Origin of the sequence: Paenibacillus konkukensis, from assembly GCF_023523925.1 — a bacterium.
In the GTDB taxonomy this organism is placed as follows: Bacteria; Bacillota; Bacilli; order Paenibacillales; family NBRC-103111; genus Paenibacillus_S; species Paenibacillus_S doosanensis.
This window is the reverse complement of record NZ_CP027059.1, coordinates 7,897,787-7,912,849: the sequence shown is the minus strand read 5'-3', so window position 1 is coordinate 7,912,849 and position 15,063 is coordinate 7,897,787. Positions and strand designations below refer to the sequence as shown.

Annotated in this window: 17 protein-coding genes; 5 read left to right on the top strand and 12 right to left on the bottom strand. The window is 49.3% G+C overall.

All coding sequences use genetic code 11. The features are described 5' to 3' along the window. Positions 1-168: 168 nt before the first annotated feature. The 6 genes from SK3146_RS34675 to infC all read right to left on the bottom strand — a co-directional run bounded on the left by SK3146_RS34675 (position 169) and on the right by infC (position 4,702). Positions 169-879 carry a FadR/GntR family transcriptional regulator gene (locus tag SK3146_RS34675; RefSeq protein ID WP_249863074.1) on the bottom strand — a complete coding sequence of 237 codons (711 nt, stop codon included), beginning with the start codon at positions 877-879 and terminating at the stop codon, positions 169-171. 134 nt (positions 880-1,013) lie between these two features. Next, positions 1,014-1,358, bottom strand: a complete 345-nt coding sequence (locus SK3146_RS34670; protein WP_249863073.1) for a hypothetical protein — start codon at positions 1,356-1,358, stop codon at positions 1,014-1,016. A gap of 104 nt (positions 1,359-1,462) precedes the next feature. Continuing rightward, positions 1,463-2,572, bottom strand: a complete 1,110-nt coding sequence (locus SK3146_RS34665) for a hypothetical protein (RefSeq protein WP_249863072.1) — start codon at positions 2,570-2,572, stop codon at positions 1,463-1,465. A 25-nt stretch (positions 2,573-2,597) separates the two neighbouring features. Continuing rightward, the gene (locus SK3146_RS34660; protein ID WP_249863071.1) at positions 2,598-3,368 is read right to left on the bottom strand and encodes a DUF975 family protein; all 771 of its coding nucleotides are present in this window, start codon (positions 3,366-3,368) and stop codon (positions 2,598-2,600) included. Between the two features lie 56 nt (positions 3,369-3,424). Further along, complete coding sequence (locus SK3146_RS34655) at positions 3,425-4,030, bottom strand: GNAT family N-acetyltransferase (RefSeq protein WP_249863070.1); 606 nt, start codon at positions 4,028-4,030, stop codon at positions 3,425-3,427. A gap of 183 nt (positions 4,031-4,213) precedes the next feature. Next, positions 4,214-4,702, bottom strand: a complete 489-nt coding sequence (gene infC / locus SK3146_RS34650; RefSeq protein WP_249863069.1) for a translation initiation factor IF-3 — start codon at positions 4,700-4,702, stop codon at positions 4,214-4,216. A 63-nt stretch (positions 4,703-4,765) separates the two neighbouring features. On the opposite strand from infC, the gene SK3146_RS34645 reads away from it, so the two are divergent. Next, on the top strand, positions 4,766-5,077 hold the full coding sequence (locus SK3146_RS34645; protein WP_249863068.1) for a hypothetical protein: 312 nt from the start codon (positions 4,766-4,768) through the stop codon (positions 5,075-5,077). A 663-nt stretch (positions 5,078-5,740) separates the two neighbouring features. On the opposite strand, the gene SK3146_RS34640 is transcribed toward SK3146_RS34645, so the two are convergent. From SK3146_RS34640 to SK3146_RS34630, 3 genes are all read right to left on the bottom strand, one after another. Continuing rightward, positions 5,741-7,018, bottom strand: a complete 1,278-nt coding sequence (locus SK3146_RS34640; protein ID WP_249863067.1) for an RNA polymerase sigma factor — start codon at positions 7,016-7,018, stop codon at positions 5,741-5,743. 8 nt (positions 7,019-7,026) lie between these two features. Next, a complete protein-coding gene (locus SK3146_RS34635) occupies positions 7,027-7,374 on the bottom strand; it encodes a YciI family protein (RefSeq protein WP_249863066.1) in 348 nt (115 codons plus the stop codon). A gap of 135 nt (positions 7,375-7,509) precedes the next feature. After that, a complete protein-coding gene (locus SK3146_RS34630; RefSeq protein ID WP_249863065.1) occupies positions 7,510-8,490 on the bottom strand; it encodes a serine hydrolase domain-containing protein in 981 nt (326 codons plus the stop codon). 251 nt (positions 8,491-8,741) lie between these two features. Here SK3146_RS34630 and SK3146_RS34625 point away from each other — a divergent pair, with 251 nt between their 5' ends. The 3 genes from SK3146_RS34625 (at position 8,742) to SK3146_RS34615 (ending at position 11,188) form a co-directional block, all read left to right on the top strand. Then, on the top strand, positions 8,742-9,275 hold the full coding sequence (locus SK3146_RS34625; protein WP_249863064.1) for an SRPBCC family protein: 534 nt from the start codon (positions 8,742-8,744) through the stop codon (positions 9,273-9,275). 17 nt (positions 9,276-9,292) lie between these two features. Then, on the top strand, positions 9,293-10,780 hold the full coding sequence (locus SK3146_RS34620; RefSeq protein ID WP_249863063.1) for an IS1182 family transposase: 1,488 nt from the start codon (positions 9,293-9,295) through the stop codon (positions 10,778-10,780). Between the two features lie 222 nt (positions 10,781-11,002). Then, positions 11,003-11,188: a hypothetical protein gene (locus SK3146_RS34615; protein WP_249863062.1), complete on the top strand. Its 186-nt coding sequence runs from the start codon at positions 11,003-11,005 to the stop codon at positions 11,186-11,188. 81 nt (positions 11,189-11,269) lie between these two features. Here the strand turns inward: SK3146_RS34615 and SK3146_RS34610 are convergent, their stop codons facing one another. From SK3146_RS34610 to SK3146_RS35215, 3 genes are all read right to left on the bottom strand, one after another. Next, positions 11,270-12,652, bottom strand: coding sequence for an FAD-binding oxidoreductase (locus tag SK3146_RS34610; RefSeq protein WP_249866530.1), 1,383 nt, complete (start codon positions 12,650-12,652; stop codon positions 11,270-11,272). A gap of 660 nt (positions 12,653-13,312) precedes the next feature. Beyond that, positions 13,313-13,447 carry a hypothetical protein gene (locus SK3146_RS35220; protein ID WP_349655180.1) on the bottom strand — a complete coding sequence of 45 codons (135 nt, stop codon included), beginning with the start codon at positions 13,445-13,447 and terminating at the stop codon, positions 13,313-13,315. Positions 13,448-13,469: 22 nt separating this feature from the next. After that, complete coding sequence (locus tag SK3146_RS35215; protein ID WP_349655179.1) at positions 13,470-13,721, bottom strand: SRPBCC domain-containing protein; 252 nt, start codon at positions 13,719-13,721, stop codon at positions 13,470-13,472. 315 nt (positions 13,722-14,036) lie between these two features. On the opposite strand from SK3146_RS35215, the gene SK3146_RS34600 reads away from it, so the two are divergent. Then, positions 14,037-14,933, top strand: coding sequence for a phosphotransferase (locus SK3146_RS34600; protein WP_249863061.1), 897 nt, complete (start codon positions 14,037-14,039; stop codon positions 14,931-14,933). Positions 14,934-15,063: the final 130 nt, after the last annotated feature.

The window sequence follows — 15,063 nt, the reverse complement described above, 5'->3', positions numbered from 1 at the left end:
ATTTTCTTAAAAAAATAAACCCTGCTTTCCGGCAGCCCGTCTCTGGTTAGTATTCATCCTATCATCAGATGTTTATAGCTATGAAAAGAGTGTCCGCTTCTCAGCCTAGCCACTCTAACATCGCCGTCCCGCATCGAATCCTCCGGATGATTGCTTGAGCAGAACAGATTACTGTTCATTAACGAGCCTTTTCAAATCCAGACTGGTTTCGTCCAAATGCTGAATACTGTATTTTTCAGCGGCATGTACGTCCCGGTCTCTGATCGCTTCGTAGATTTTCTCATGCTGCAGCGTAAAATGACCCTTGTACTCCGGGTCGCTGACCAAAATTTCCAATGCCGACCTCATGACGTCGGTGAAGCTGTGGTACAGATCGGCAAGCACCGCGTTCTTGGTCGCCGTCGCTACGGCGCTGTGATAAGCGACATCGGCGTCCAGATAACCTTTGACGTCATTGCGGTCCAATGCCGCCTGGCGCTGGTCGAGATACTGCCGCATCGTCTTCAAGTCTTCGTCGTCGCGCCGCTCGGCTGCGAGCTTGGCCGCCTCTAATTCCAGCATGCGCCGCACCTCGTACACCTCAAGAATTTCCGCACGCCTAAGCCTGTAATCGAGCGGCTCCTGGATCGGCTTCTGCCCGCACACGAACGTTCCTTGGCCCTGCTTCTTCTCCAGCAATCCGGCATGAACGAGCACGCGCACCGCTTCGCGGATCGTCGATCTGCCGACTGCAAACTGGCTCATCAGCTCCGGCTCCGTAGGAATCTGCATGCCCGGCGTCAGCTCGCCGAGCGAAATTTTGCGCTGCAGCTGTTCGACGACTTCATCGACGATTTGCTTGCGTCTGACCGTTTGAAAAGATAAAGAACCTTTATTCATCTGATCATCTCCTGTCGATATCTTATTATGATTTATGCGCCGAATCAATAGGAACATATATTCCCCATCCGGCAAAATGCAAACAAGACTGCCTGGGCAGCCCTGGAGACATTGCATTGCGATCTTATCTTATATCAGGAGACGATCGTATATACGCCGATGATCAGCACAGCGGTCGAAATCGTGCAGCACATATACGTATGCCAGCCTCTTCTTCTCTGCTTCCAGGCCATATGCAGCTGCCGCACGGCAAAATACATGCCCGCACCGTTGACGGCAAGCAGCGCTATCGTGAACAAAATCGTCTGCGGCGTCGCGCCGTGCGCCCCATGCTGATGGCCCTGCATCTCCATCGCCCCCATCATGACCGGAGCCGATAAAAAATGAATCAGATGCAGCACAATGACCGCAATGACGGACAAAACGGATACGGCCGCGTATTTGACGTCTTTTCCCATCCGGGCAACCTTCTGCAGCATTCCGAATCAACTCCCCAGAGCATATTGGGCCGTTTGCGCCCCCACCTCCTAATTATTTATGCGGGTATCCTTGTACTTTATGAAATGCGCGGGCGCGATTCCGGTTACGGCTTAATCTCCTCCTGGCGGACAAGCTGCATCGTTCGGGCCTGCAAATCCGGCTGAAACGTATAGCGGATCGGGTAATCCATACCCGCGGATATTCCGCCTTCTACGAGCAACCGGCCGTCTGCGACGGCAAAATCGCGTCCAGGCCCAATGTCGAACGTCGGGCGGACGGCTCCGTCGATTTGAAACGAGAAAGGAAAAGCCTGTCCGTCCTTGACGCCGAACAAATAAAATTCAATGCCGTGGCAGTCCGCATAGGCAGGAATGAATGCAAACGCTTCGAACGAACCGAATGAAACCCTTTTCATAGCAAAAGGCTGCAAATCCGGGCGAATGAGGGATAAATCGTCAAAATGGCGGACCGCAGCCGACTCTCCGCCAGCCGGCTGAAACGTCAGGTCATAGCTTCCCGCGATACGGTAATCGTCCTCCCGTCCGATACAGCTCGGAGCTCCGAGCTGCTGCACCCGCTCCTCCGAAGCGGGCACCAGCCGCAGCGTTCCCTGCGCAGATACTCCCTCCGCACGGGGATTGGGATCGTTCAGCACGCCGACGGTCTCATAGCGGTAGTCGCGGTTAAGCCAACCGGCCAGCTCCGGCGATACGATCGTCTCCGGCTCGGCGGCTCCGCCGCGATACAGGCGCACGAACCCCTCTTGCTCGTGGCAATCCGTCAAGTTCGTTGCAAGTTCCATCGTGCATACCGGCTCCAAAATAGCCGACCGTCCGTCGGCCCATTCTATCCCCACTTGAACGTGCGGACGGACTTCGCTATACCGTTTCTCGTCGACCGCCGCGGGCTCGCCCGGGGCTGCGCTGCGCAGCCATTCCGCCAGCTTGGCGATAATAGGCTTGTCATCCGGACGGTCCGCCAGCAGCGGCAGCCGCCTTATCTCCCCCATCGGAATTTGCGCCACTTGCACGCTCTTGACCGTATCCTGCCGCAGCTCCTCCTCCAGGGTCTGAGGCGCCGGCGCCTCCGAAGAGGACGGGGGCTGCACCTCCTTCGGCGGAAGCTTCCCTCCCGCCGCTTCGCCCCCTCTGCATCCGCCGAGCAGCAGGACGGCCGCGAGCAGCACGATCCCTTTCCATCTCAGCGTCATCATAGTCCGAATCTCTCTCCTTTTCGCATCACAGCATGTTTAACTCGGCTCTGCTGCTCCTGCCGTCGTGGACCGCCTGTTCCCGCAAGTCGAGGTACAGCTCCGCCTTGACGGCATTGACATACGGCAGAACGAACAACACGCCGACGAAGAACGCAAGCGTGCCGAGCAGATACCATCCGATGAACGAGAGGTCGAGGACGAACATTCTCCATTTATGCCCTTGCGTCATCTGATTGCTAAGCTCAACCGCTCGCTTGGTGCCGATTCCCGGATTATCCGCCAAAATAAACGGCGTCATGCTGTAGGCGTACGATTTGACGATGCCGGGAATAATCAGCAACAAATACCATAAAAAGTTCAAAAACAGTCTCCACAGCATCCCTTTGACAATATTGATATATCTTCCTTCGCCAAAGGCGTAGCCTATATAGCTCATATTAGCATCTTCCAGAGCCGCCTGCTTAAAATATTGCTGGGAGCCCACCTCGAGCGGCGCGCTCAAAAAAATGCGGAACGCCAGCACGCCCAGTAGCACGAGAAATCCGATAATGACGGCTATCGCTATGATCGCCAGCAGCGCCCCTCCGAATTCGCCGCTGAACTCGCTTCCCATATTCGGCCAGCTCGCCGAAGCGCTCGCCCCGTTTCGACCTTCTCCCCCGATCGTCGAGTTAAAGGAATAACTGGGCACTCCCCCCGTAACAAAAGCCAGCAGCAGGCTGACGACAAACGCCTTCCAGTAGGTTCTGCCGAGCACCCGTTTGGCCCTGCTCTTTAGTTCACTTCGTGTCCACATCGTTATGCTCCTCTCCTTATTCTCCTTTGCATGGAGATAACCTTCTATCCATCGTATCACAAAATCTTACAGTTGGGGACACACGGACGTCCCGATTTAAAATAATCATAGTCGCGGCCATCGGACAACCGGCGCCGATCCAATCGTTCAAAACCGGATTTCTCCAATACTCTACGCGACGCTTTATTGAACGGTTTCACAATCGCAACGATCTCCTCAAGCTCCGTGCAGCCCCAAATGAACGCCGCCATCCCTTGAACCGCCTCTGTCGCGTATCCGCGGTTTCGGAAGTCTTTGGAAATCGCATAAGCGATCTCTCTGTCAGTCACCTTCAGCTTGTCATTCGGAAAAACGCCGCACCAGCCGATAAGGTCTCCGCTCATCTTCTCTTCCATCGCCAATAAAATCCGCACATCGGACGCTTGAAACGTATTATAAGAACGTATAACAAACTTCAAAAAGCGCTGCAGCTGTTCCTCCGTCATCTTCCAATCCGGCAGCAGATCGGTAATCTCCGTCTGTCTCGTTAACGCGAACAGCTTGTCATAATCATCCTCTGTAAACATCCGGAGTTTTAACGACTCGGTGGCAAAACCAAGCGGCTGATTCAATGCGATCCCCCCCATTTCCTTCCAGACTACCACAGTATACTGTAAAGTCACGGGAAAATATCGCTTAATTCAGATGATCCGCATCCAACCATCCAAGTTACAACTTGAACGGCCGAAGCTGCCATTGGGGCCAATGTTGGCTCTCGGGTTCTTTGCCTTAGACAGCCCTCCAAGTTCAACCCAAAAAAAGCCTTGCCTCATGTAAAATCCCTGAGACAAGGCTTGAGCTCATATTTATTGCAGCGGGTCCAATTGCACGGCCGCCTGTTTCCCGCTAAGCTGGATGCCTGTCTTCTTGCTCCCTTCGCCGCTTAAGTCCCGGATCAGACGCTCCAGCAGCTCCTTCGCCTGAGCTCCTTCCTTGCCTTGAATCCGCACGACCAGCATGACGGCATCGCCGGACTTCAGTATTCGCTCCGCCTGGCTCCGCTTCGTATCGTAATCATGCTCCTCAATGTGAGGGGTCAGCCGAATCTCCTTCACTTTCGGAGCGCAGTTCTCCTTGGCCTCCTGCCTGCGGGCTTGCTGTGCTTCCTGCTTCGCGGCTCCCGCTCCCATCAGCTTGCACGGCGGAGGACTGCTCATCAGCGAAGTGCATACCAAATCCACCTTCAGCTTTTTGGCCATAGCCAGCGCCTCCGCCGTAGGGACGACCCCAAGATCTTCACCGTTCAAGCCGGTCAGCTGCACTTCGGTCGCTTTTATTTTTTCATTCGTAATCATTGTGAATCCCCCTGAACTTTCGCTATAATGAACCTATCTTACCGTCTAGAAGGAGATTTTTCAATGAATCGCAACGAAATGGAAGAACAATTTATTCGAGGGTACCAGCGCGATGAGCAGATGATGATCCTTGTCTTCGCTCAATGGTGCGTAAATAACGGGCTCGACCCGGTCGCTCTGTATGCCGAAGCTTATCCTGATCAGGAGGCGAACGAAGCGTTAAAGCAGGCGATGGAATTGACCGTGCCCAAAGAAGAAGCCGGAGAAGTGCCGGATGACACGGTACTCGGCGTGCTTTCTTTGTACGGGAACGAAGAGCTCGCTTTCGTCGTCACCGAGGCGATTGGGAAGCGCAAACGAGGACGGAGGGGGTAAGCCGATCTAAGCGGTAAAATATGTGCTTTCGTGCAGCCCGTTTCCCGGGCTGTTTGCGCTGCCGTCTTCCCCACTTTGAAGTTTCAGGACTTGCTGCAGCTTCCGTGCTGTTGGGTTTTATTCTTTGCGTCGCATTGATGCTCAAATATACCTTTAATAAAAAGATGACCCGCGCCAATTACACCGTCTGTAACGGCAAGCTTTAAGACCATCCTGCGGCGGATGGCTCTTTGTCTAAATCAGCCTATGGACGTTCTTGCATCACAATCCAAACCAGGATGGGGATGTTGAAGGGCCGGGTATTCAACAGGGCTAGTGAAAAATGTTTGAAATCCTAACTCCTCAACAAATTTTTCTATAACCATGAAAGTACATAATTACATCCTCCTTTCCGAAGTGATTCCATCCACTGTACGCGATTCCTCATATACTCTACACATCCCAAGACCATGCGCGGCATAGAAGCTTCCCAACCTCGCTAAGTTTTTTTCGAAAATTGGAAGTCGCGATACGGCTCACCGTACGAATCCCGGTTAAGAATGGTCTGCCAAATATTCCTCAAGCTGATCGAAAGTTCCTCCGAAGCTCTCCTGCATGGATTCGAACATGCCTTCAAAAAAGCTTCTCTCTTAAACCTCCTAGGCATATCAAAAAATCGATTCGCTATTGTAACGGCAAGTTTAAGGCACTTCCGGAGATCTTTTTATCGATGCCGATGGATTTCGCTGAAGCTTGGCGGCTTAGAAATTGTCGAACAGAAACGTCTGTGCTTAGTCCGATAGCATGGCTATAAGCAGAACGAGCATCTTCTATTCGATTCATCCGCTTGTACAAATGTCCGGCAAGCGCCCAATAAGGCTGGTAATTCACCACTTTTTCAGATGGAATAGCTTCCAGCAAGGTAATGCCCCGTTCCGCTCCGTAAGCCTCCGCGACCGCGGCGGCTCGGCCGACTAATGCGCCCAGCGACGGGTACATGCAAATGAGCCCCTCGTACAACTGAGCAATCGCCTCCCACTCGATACGCCCGGTCCATAAACGCTGAGCATGCACCGATTGAATCGCGGCCATGAGTTGAAAGCGACCGATTCCACCGGCTTGCGAAGCGTTATGCAGATAACGCTCCGCTTCCATGATCAAGCTTTGATTCCATCGCGAACATTTTTGCTCAGAGAGGGGAACATAGTTCCCCTCGTCATCATATCGGGCCTCACGGCGTGCCTCACAGTGCAGCATGAGCGCCAACAGACCGTAAACCTCCGGCTCGCGGGGAGCGAATTGGAGAAGCAGCTTTCCCAGATAGATTGCCTCCTCCTCCAATCTCTTACGAGACGAATCCGCAATAGCTGCCTCTCCCCACCCGCTCCCGTAAGCAGCATAGGTAGCTTCCAAAACGGAATCGAGGCGATTCGGAATCTCTTCTGCATCAGGCATTTCAAAAATAAGGCGTTCGGCACGGATTTTTGCTTTGACTCGAGTAAGACGCTGGCTCATAGTAGAGGGCTTAATGATGAATGCAGCCGCAATTCGGGCTGCATCGATCCCAAGCACTGTCTGCAACATAAGTGGCGTGCGCATCACAGGATCAATTGCCGGATGAGTGCAAAGAAACATCATCCTTAGGCGTTCATCCGGAAAAGCAGCGCTTGAAGAAGTCAGACGCTGTGTATCCTCGGACATGACAAGGAGAGTCGGCAGCGCACTTTCGGAAATCCGAGTACGGCGGGCACGATCGATAAGCCTCCTTCGGGCGGCCGTAATTAGCCATGCTTCAGGCTTATCCGGAACGCCGACCTTGGGCCAAGTTTCTAGCGCGGCGAGAAAAGCATCTCCAATAGCATCCTCAACAGCCTGCAGATCCCGCCAATGTACAGCCAAATAAGAAAGCAATCGACCATAAGCATCACGTGCCGTTTTTTCAATGACCTGATTCGTTTCCATAGAAATGATCACTTCAACGTGGGAATGTTCTGTCTGACCTCAACCGTATCGACAGGCCCTCGAGCAGCCCACTCTAATGCAGTGTCAAAGTCTGGAACATCAATCACGAAAATCCCGCCGAGCTGCTCTTTCGTCTCGGGAAACGGTCCGTCCTGAACCGCCATCTCACCGCTGCGCCGCTTCATTGTAGCAGCTGTCTCAGGAGCATAGAGCCCCGAACCGAACACAACAATTCCAGCCTGCCGCAAAGCATGCACATAGTGCGTCCAGCCTGCCAAGTATTGTTGTTGTCGCGCTGGGTCCGTTCTGGCCGCAAAGTCCTCCTGGCTCTCGTAAAACATCAAAGTGTAATTCATACAAAAACTCCTCCTTTTAAATTGGAATTTGGTTTCACTATAATGACGTATCCGCTATTCCGATTTCTACATTACAAGAATTTTTTTATTTACTCTCTAAATTTGGAAGAAGTCCTTACTGTAAAATTTTTTGTCTCACTGATTATTGTTAATAAATAACGGTATAATATGTTTTTCAATCAATTCAATTCTGTTCTTCGCACGTCGCATAAATCGTGAAGCGATTGCAACTACGATTTTCTTGTCGAGATTTACAAAAATCGTATTTCCGCCATCACCCAAAGCTGCGTAACAACGATGTCCCTTGTTGTCCATAATCCACCACAAATAACCGTACGGCAACTCTCCCCTTCGGCTGTTTTCTTTGGTGCTGTCCTCAATCCATTTTGAGGATAGAATTTGCTTGCCGTTCCACAAGCCTCCATTTAAGTATAGCTGTCCAATTTTTGTCATATCCCGTGGCGTTAAGGTAAGTCCCCAACCGGCGGTGTTCGTGCCTTTCGGATCTATCACCCAACCACGAGCATATTTATCCTTAATGAAAGCAAAATACTCCTCTTTGCAATGGATAATCGTATTATGGGGTGTTTTGATGCCAAGTGGTTCAAACAAATTTTCTGTGGCAAAATCACGTACCGGTTGGCCTGTTGCATTAGCGAGAATTCCCGACATAACCTGTATGCCGATGGTGGAATACTTGAACCCTCCAAGACCGCCCTTACCACCCAACAAGTCCAGCGCAGCTTTAGTCCAATCATCACTTGTATAAACCTTTGTATATGGCTCCGACTTGTACTTATACGGTGCGGTCATTGTCAGCATATTTTTTATTGTAACATTCTGTATCGTCTTCTCGCCGCGTTTGACCTTGTAGTCGGGAAAAAAATCCAATACTTTCTGATCTATGCTTTTAATATAGCCTTTATCAATGGCAATACCAATCAGCGCAGAAACAACACTTTTTGTCACCGATGCAATATGGACGGTATCGTCGGCGGTGTAGCCGTCAAAATAGCCTTCATATACCTTTTCGCCGCCGTGCAGTACCACAATACCAGCAATATTACCGTAGTCGGTTGTAATAAGACTTTCGAAATCTGCAATTCTTTTATTCATACTTTTTCACCTTTTAAATATAAGTACATCGATGTCTAAGAAAAGCATATTATGATATAAAATTTTTTGCCATAGTCTTTTTAAACTTTTTGAATCTGTGTAAAATTTCAATTACTTGTTATACCCCGGCGCTTTTCATGAGAATGATTACACAAATCGTGCTTGCATTTTGCAAGCTTGTACTTGTGTTTTACAAGTACATAATTTATACTCAATGTGTAATCAACAATGAACGTAGGGAGATGATTTGTATGAATCAAAGTTACAGCACTTTTTTTATGGTAGACCAAAGCCCTGAAGAAGTCTTCGCTGCCATCAATAACGTCCGCGGATGGTGGTCAGAGGAAATTGAGGGCACTACCGACGAACTCGGTGAATTTAAGCACCACTATCAAGATATTCACCGCTGCACCATCCAAATCACCGAGCTTGTTCCAGGTAAAAAGGTCGTTTGGCACATTACAGACAACTACTTTAACTTCGTAAAAGACAAGAACGAGTGGAAGGATACCGACATTGTCTTTGAAATCGACAAGAAAGACGGCAAAACGGAAGTTCGTTTTACGCACATAGGCCTCGTTCCCGAGTACGAGTGCTACGCCGTCTGTACGGACTCCTGGGGCATCTACATAAGCGGCAGCCTTCGCGACTTGATCACCAAGGGTAAGGGCCGGCCCAACCAAAGCGAGCAAATTACAAACAAACACGGCCTAGGAGTCTGTCCGACGAAACAGGAAAAGCATAGTTTCGTCGCGAAACTTAACTGTAATCTGTTTATCTGGTAAAAAAGGGTGTGTGGTTTATGGCAAAATTTAAATCTTACTCCACGGAACAAGGTGAATTGTTTCCGATGTATTTGAGCGATTGGATCCCTGAAGATCATTTAGTGCGGCTTGTTAGCGACATCGTGGATCAGTTGGATCTCACGGTCATGACAAATCGGTATTCCCATCGCGGAGAAGAAGCCTATCACCCCGCCATGCTTTTGAAGTTATGGTTCTATGGCTATGCTACGGGTGTGTTCACCTCCCGGACCCTTCGTCAGGCTATGGATGAAAATATTCCTTTTCGTTGGCTATGTGGCGGCCATCGACCGGATTTCCGTACGCTCAGCGATTTTCGAAAGGATCACCTCGAATCATTACCGGGACTTTTCAAACAAGTGGTACACATCGCCATACAGCTAGGGTACGTGTCCCTCGGTCATGTCAGCATCGATGGTTCGAAGCTGAAAGCCCATGCATCGAAGCATAAGTCGATGTCGCGAGATCGGATGAACCAGGAAATCGAGCGTCTGGAAAAGGAAATCCGCGAAGCTCTCGAGCAAGCCGGCCAGATAGACGACCAAGAGAACGAAGAGCCCCTTTCGCTGTTGCCGGAATCGGTGACCAATCGCCAATCCCGACTTGAAAAAATCAGAGAGGCGCTCAGACAGTTGGAAACTCGCAAACCGGTAGAGGAATCGAAGACACCGGACAAAGATCAATTCAACTTTACCGATCCAGATTCCCAAATCATGGATACGAAAACCCAAGGCGTCATCCAAGGATATAATCCGCAAATTGCCGTAGATGCGGATCAGGGATTCATCGTCGGACTGCAGATGAACCCTAGCAGCAGCGACCAACACCAATTCCAGCCGGTGCTCGGTTCCATCCGCAACATAACGGGAAAGGTGCCCGAGAAAGTGAGTGCGGACGCAGGGTACTTTAGTGCGGACAACATTCAGGCGGCGACGAAGGCCGAGACCGACGCCTACATCGCGGCAACCCGTGAAAACAAGCCGCACGGGAATCCGTACGATAAAACCAACTTTACGTATATCCCGGAAACGGATACCTATGTGTGCCCAGCGGGACAAACGCTGATCCACAAGTACACATACTATGAAAAGGATCCTCAAAAAGCGACTCAATGGGTGTATATGAGCGATGCCTGCCTGACCTGCCCGTTTCAAAAGGACTGCGTTAAGTCCGGATCCGGTAAACGAAGGGTCAAACGCAATGAAGGCGATCCGATCCGAGAAGCCATGAGAACCAAAGTGCAAAGCGATGCCGGTAAAGACATTTACCGGTTACGTAAAGCCATCGTGGAACCCGCGTGGGGGCAAATGAAAGAATGTCAGGGCTTTCGTCAGTTTCACCTCCGTGGCGAAGATAAGGTTGAGGGTGAGTTCGTCCTTTTGGCTTTAAGCTATAATTTAAGAAAGCTTCATTCTGCCAGATATCCCAAACCATCCACGGTGTATAAACGGGAGAGGTCTGCCCAAAAACGTAAAAAAGCGGCGTAACTCCCACAAAGGCAAAGAAAGACACAGTGATTATACTCAAATCGTGATGAAAAATCATTTGAAAACCGAGTCTTACTCCGAAGGGACCTACAAAAGTAACTCCGTCGGACAGACTCCTAGAAGCCTGGTGAATCTGGAAAAGCGTAAGCGTTCGCCTTTGAACACGGATTCTCTCCACAGAAAAACGAAAAAACAATCCAAAGAATCCGTCTTCAACAGCGATTGGAGGATCAAATGGACGCCGCAGCGGACTTTTTCACCACCCTTCTAGAGAACCACCATGCCATGACCGAAGCTCGGCGCTTAGCAACCGAGGCTTTGCCAAGAGATTTTGCGCTGCCTCTTCTGAAAGCGTCGAGCAACGTATTAGCAATAGTCAACGCAGACTCCTGCGGGTTTCTCACCTAAAATTCCGCCGTCACTTATGGCAGGGATCACCACAAGGGAGTGCCGCCGTCAGCCCCGTCGCTTCAACTACTGGTGCGAGTATTATCCTTTTCTGCCCCGTTTCCCCACTGGAATACTCTGAGCAAAACGAAACACATTATGAGGATCATACTTTCGTTTCACCTGCTTCAGCCTGCCAAAGTTCACGCCATAATACGCCTTGGGCCAGTTCTTAATCTGCACATCGGGAAAGTTCACATAATCCCCCTTAACAAAGGGACGTAACGCTCTGCGGAACCTTTTCACCCACTGAATATTCCGCCTCTGCTCCCCGTTGTTCCTCCAGCGTGCCGACAGTTCGTAGATGGTCTCAGCTTTCCGATGAGGATAAGCCGTTGCAGTAGGCGATACCAGGCTCACCGCGCTTCCTGCACCACCTAAGCTTTGACTCCACACGGTAGAATGCCTGTTGGGCGCTTTGGACAAAAAGTCGCGTATAATTCGTACTCCTTCACGAGGCAAAGGGCGGAACCCGTAAGCCCCGCTTATTTTAAATTTCGGCTCTAAATTCAGGTCCGATTCGGCAAAAAATTGGGTTGCTTCAATAAAAGGCACCGTCTTCACTAGCACCTTCACTGGAGTGCCTGCTCGCAAGAGGGGTTTAATCAATCGACGCAGCTCCTTAGCACTGCCGAGCAATTGCCCGGTAGATTCAATTGTTCCCACCTGCTTGGCAGCCACCTCGATGGTTGAGGTTAAGCGGTTCGTGACAGACGGGGCCCAGCGCTGCCAAACCGGTAACACCTTCTCCAAATCGCCCCATTTCCAGGTGACGCTGTATATAGAAACCGTTGAAATCGGTCTAACCCGAAAAGTATAGGCTGTAGCAATGCCAAAGTTTCCTCCCCCGCCACCTCGTGATGCCCACAATAAATCGGCATGTTTCCTCCTGTTTGCCACAATCGTCTTTGCCCCATACCGTCCCGAGGCTACGACCATTTTCACTTGCTTCAAGTTATCGCACGTAAGTCCATATTTGCGGGACAGCAGTCCAATGCCGCCTCCCAGGGTAAGCCCGGCTAAGCCTACGTCGGGCGCAGTCCCAGCCGGAAGTGCTACACGCTTATCCCACAGCTTTTTGTACACACGGGCAAGTGGATTTCCCGTCTGTACGAGGGCCACCCTATTTTTCCGATCCACCTTAATCTTATTCATCTCGCTTACATCGATAATAATACCGCCGTTTACGGTCGAAAAGCCTTCATAGCTGTGCCGCCCGCTGCGCGCTCGCAGCCGTACGCCATGCTCACGAGCCCATTTGACTGCGTTGATCACATCCTGAGTTCGTCTGCAAAAAACAATGACTTTTGGAAACTTGGAAAAACGCCTATTGTACTCCATTCTGGCCGCATTATATGACGGATTGCCTGGAAATACGATTCTTCCGGTTAATCGTGTGCCTGTCTTTTTCCGATTTTGTGTCATCCACTTTACACCGTCCCTGTCCATGGCATAATCCTTTCTCATCAGCTTATGTAGGGACACTTGACCTAGTAGCGGCAAACGCCTTGTTTGTGTCGTAAAATAGTTCGAATCAGCGTCACTTATGTACGCTACTTTTGCATTGAACGTTTTAACACTGCCCTTCATGGAAGCCCACAGTATGCTAGGGAAACGAAGCATAAGTTGAAAAAATTTCAGTTTAAAGCCGGAATCCAAGATCATATCTTTCATCGTTGTCAGAGCGAGGGTATGACACTCCGTGACAAAATATGTAATTTTACTTTGGTAGCTTGCAAAGGCCGTCCGATAGTCGCCATCACTACGCTTGAGTTCGCGGGCTATTTATAACTGTTTCCGTCCAAAAAGAAAGAGAAGTCGATAATGACCTCTCCTCGGTGAATAAATTGTATCATGTCATGGTAAAAGCTGAATCAGGATTCGAACATATTTTTCAGATCTCTGCAAGAAGCTCTCTTACCGTCTCATCTCTGCGTATATCTGACCCCGGAAAAAACTTACGGGTCTCTTATTTAGCAAGCTCTTCAATCCTTGTTTCGGTCATATCGCTCTCCTGCTCTTTCGGTAACCCTGGCCTCCGGGGATATGTCCTTTTAGAGTTCTGTGACAATACTCTTTACCGCTTCAATGCTGCATAGCCAAATATTCTTCGAGCTGATCGAAAGTTCCTCCGAAGCCCTCCTGCATTGATTCGAGCATGCCTTCAAAAAAGCTTCTCTCTTCCTCGGTTGCGTTAATCGGCCCACTGCGCAAGGTCATAGTGGTAATACCGTTATTTTCGCTAAAGGTTACCGCATTGCGTATTTCCAGCTTTACCCCACATTTGATTACCATCAGGAGATTGCATGTTGTAGTGGAAAAAACCGCCCGGACGGAAATCCAATTGCGCAACACTTATTTCAAATCCTTTCGGTCCCCACCATCGCTTCAAATGCTCGACCTCGGACCATGCTTTGAATACAAGCTCGCGCGGCGCATGGAGTACACGTGTTATAACTAATTCCTTGCCTTCCGAATTCACTGTCATATCCATTCCTCCATTTCTCCGTATAACCCTGTTCAAAATATACCCCAAAAGGAATATTCCAGTCAAGGAATACTTGTATCGCAATATAGAGGTATCCTTCGGAAACATATCAACAAAATCGATTCGCTATTGTAACCGACAAGTTGAAGGCCATCCGTTGCGGTATGACCTTCACTGTTTACGTAAAAATAAAAAAGAGTCCTGAAATTTTCCAAGACCTTATTCAACATCGTACCAAACGGAGAATTATAAGTCTATATCTTTTTCACCATATATGTAAGAATGTGTATCGTAAGAATAAGATGCGGGAGGACTGCTGGAATGATTCCAACACGTTTTTCAGATTATTGTTCAAAGATTCCGTTGCTGAATGAGGTTGCAGAATGGACTCTATTAAGGAAATGGGCTCTTTCAGAAGTCTACAGAGTTACGTTCGCAACAGGTGAAACACGCATAATTAAATGGGGCGGGAATGAGATGGCGGGAGAGGCCGGGATTTACCGAAATTTAGTGCATCCTTTACAAATCAAAGCCCCGCAGATTTTTGAATTTGTTCAATTGAGGGACAGCGGAGTAATGATCATGGAGGATGCGGGTGATAACAATTTGGAACAGCAACCGCAACCTGCTCATTTTCTTGAGGCGTCAAGGGAACTGGCAAGACTAAGAGTGAGCGCAACTGCGAGCTTAGAAAGGCTCCCTAAGAAGGTCATTGACACTTACTCCGTTTCAATGGAAACCTTCCTGGAACTGCTTAATGATCTGTTGAAATCGAAAAAATTAGCAGAAACCAAAGTTTTATTGAAGCTCAAGAAGGTGTTGCCTCGTCATTTAGAAAGACTGTATCGAATGGTACCAACCTCAATAGTGCATCATGATTATCATGCAAAGAACCTTTTGATTCAAGACAATGGGATAATGCCGATTGATTGGTCCATAGCATATCTAAGTCCTCATCTTGGTGACCTATATTGCTTGATTACGGAAGCGCGCGCTTGGAGTAATCTATCAAGAGAAGAAATGATTTCAGCATACCTTGAAGTAACTGATCTTCAAATGGATCATCTGAACTGGCAATTGCGAACAGGCGGTTTATGTTGGCTGATTAAGACATTGCGTTGGCTTGTTTACGGAGGTACGGATATAATCCCTGAATCAGAGACTTGGATACCTGGTCTGCTGAAGGATGTAGAGCATCTATACCGGGAAATTGTATAAATGTTCTGGCATTCCAAACTTGTGATGTGAAAGAATTTTAGACATGTATCATTGTAAAGGAACTGCTTGGTCGTTCCGCCGATTCCCATTCAGAACTATTTTAAATGAACTGAAAGGCAGATAGGTCCGG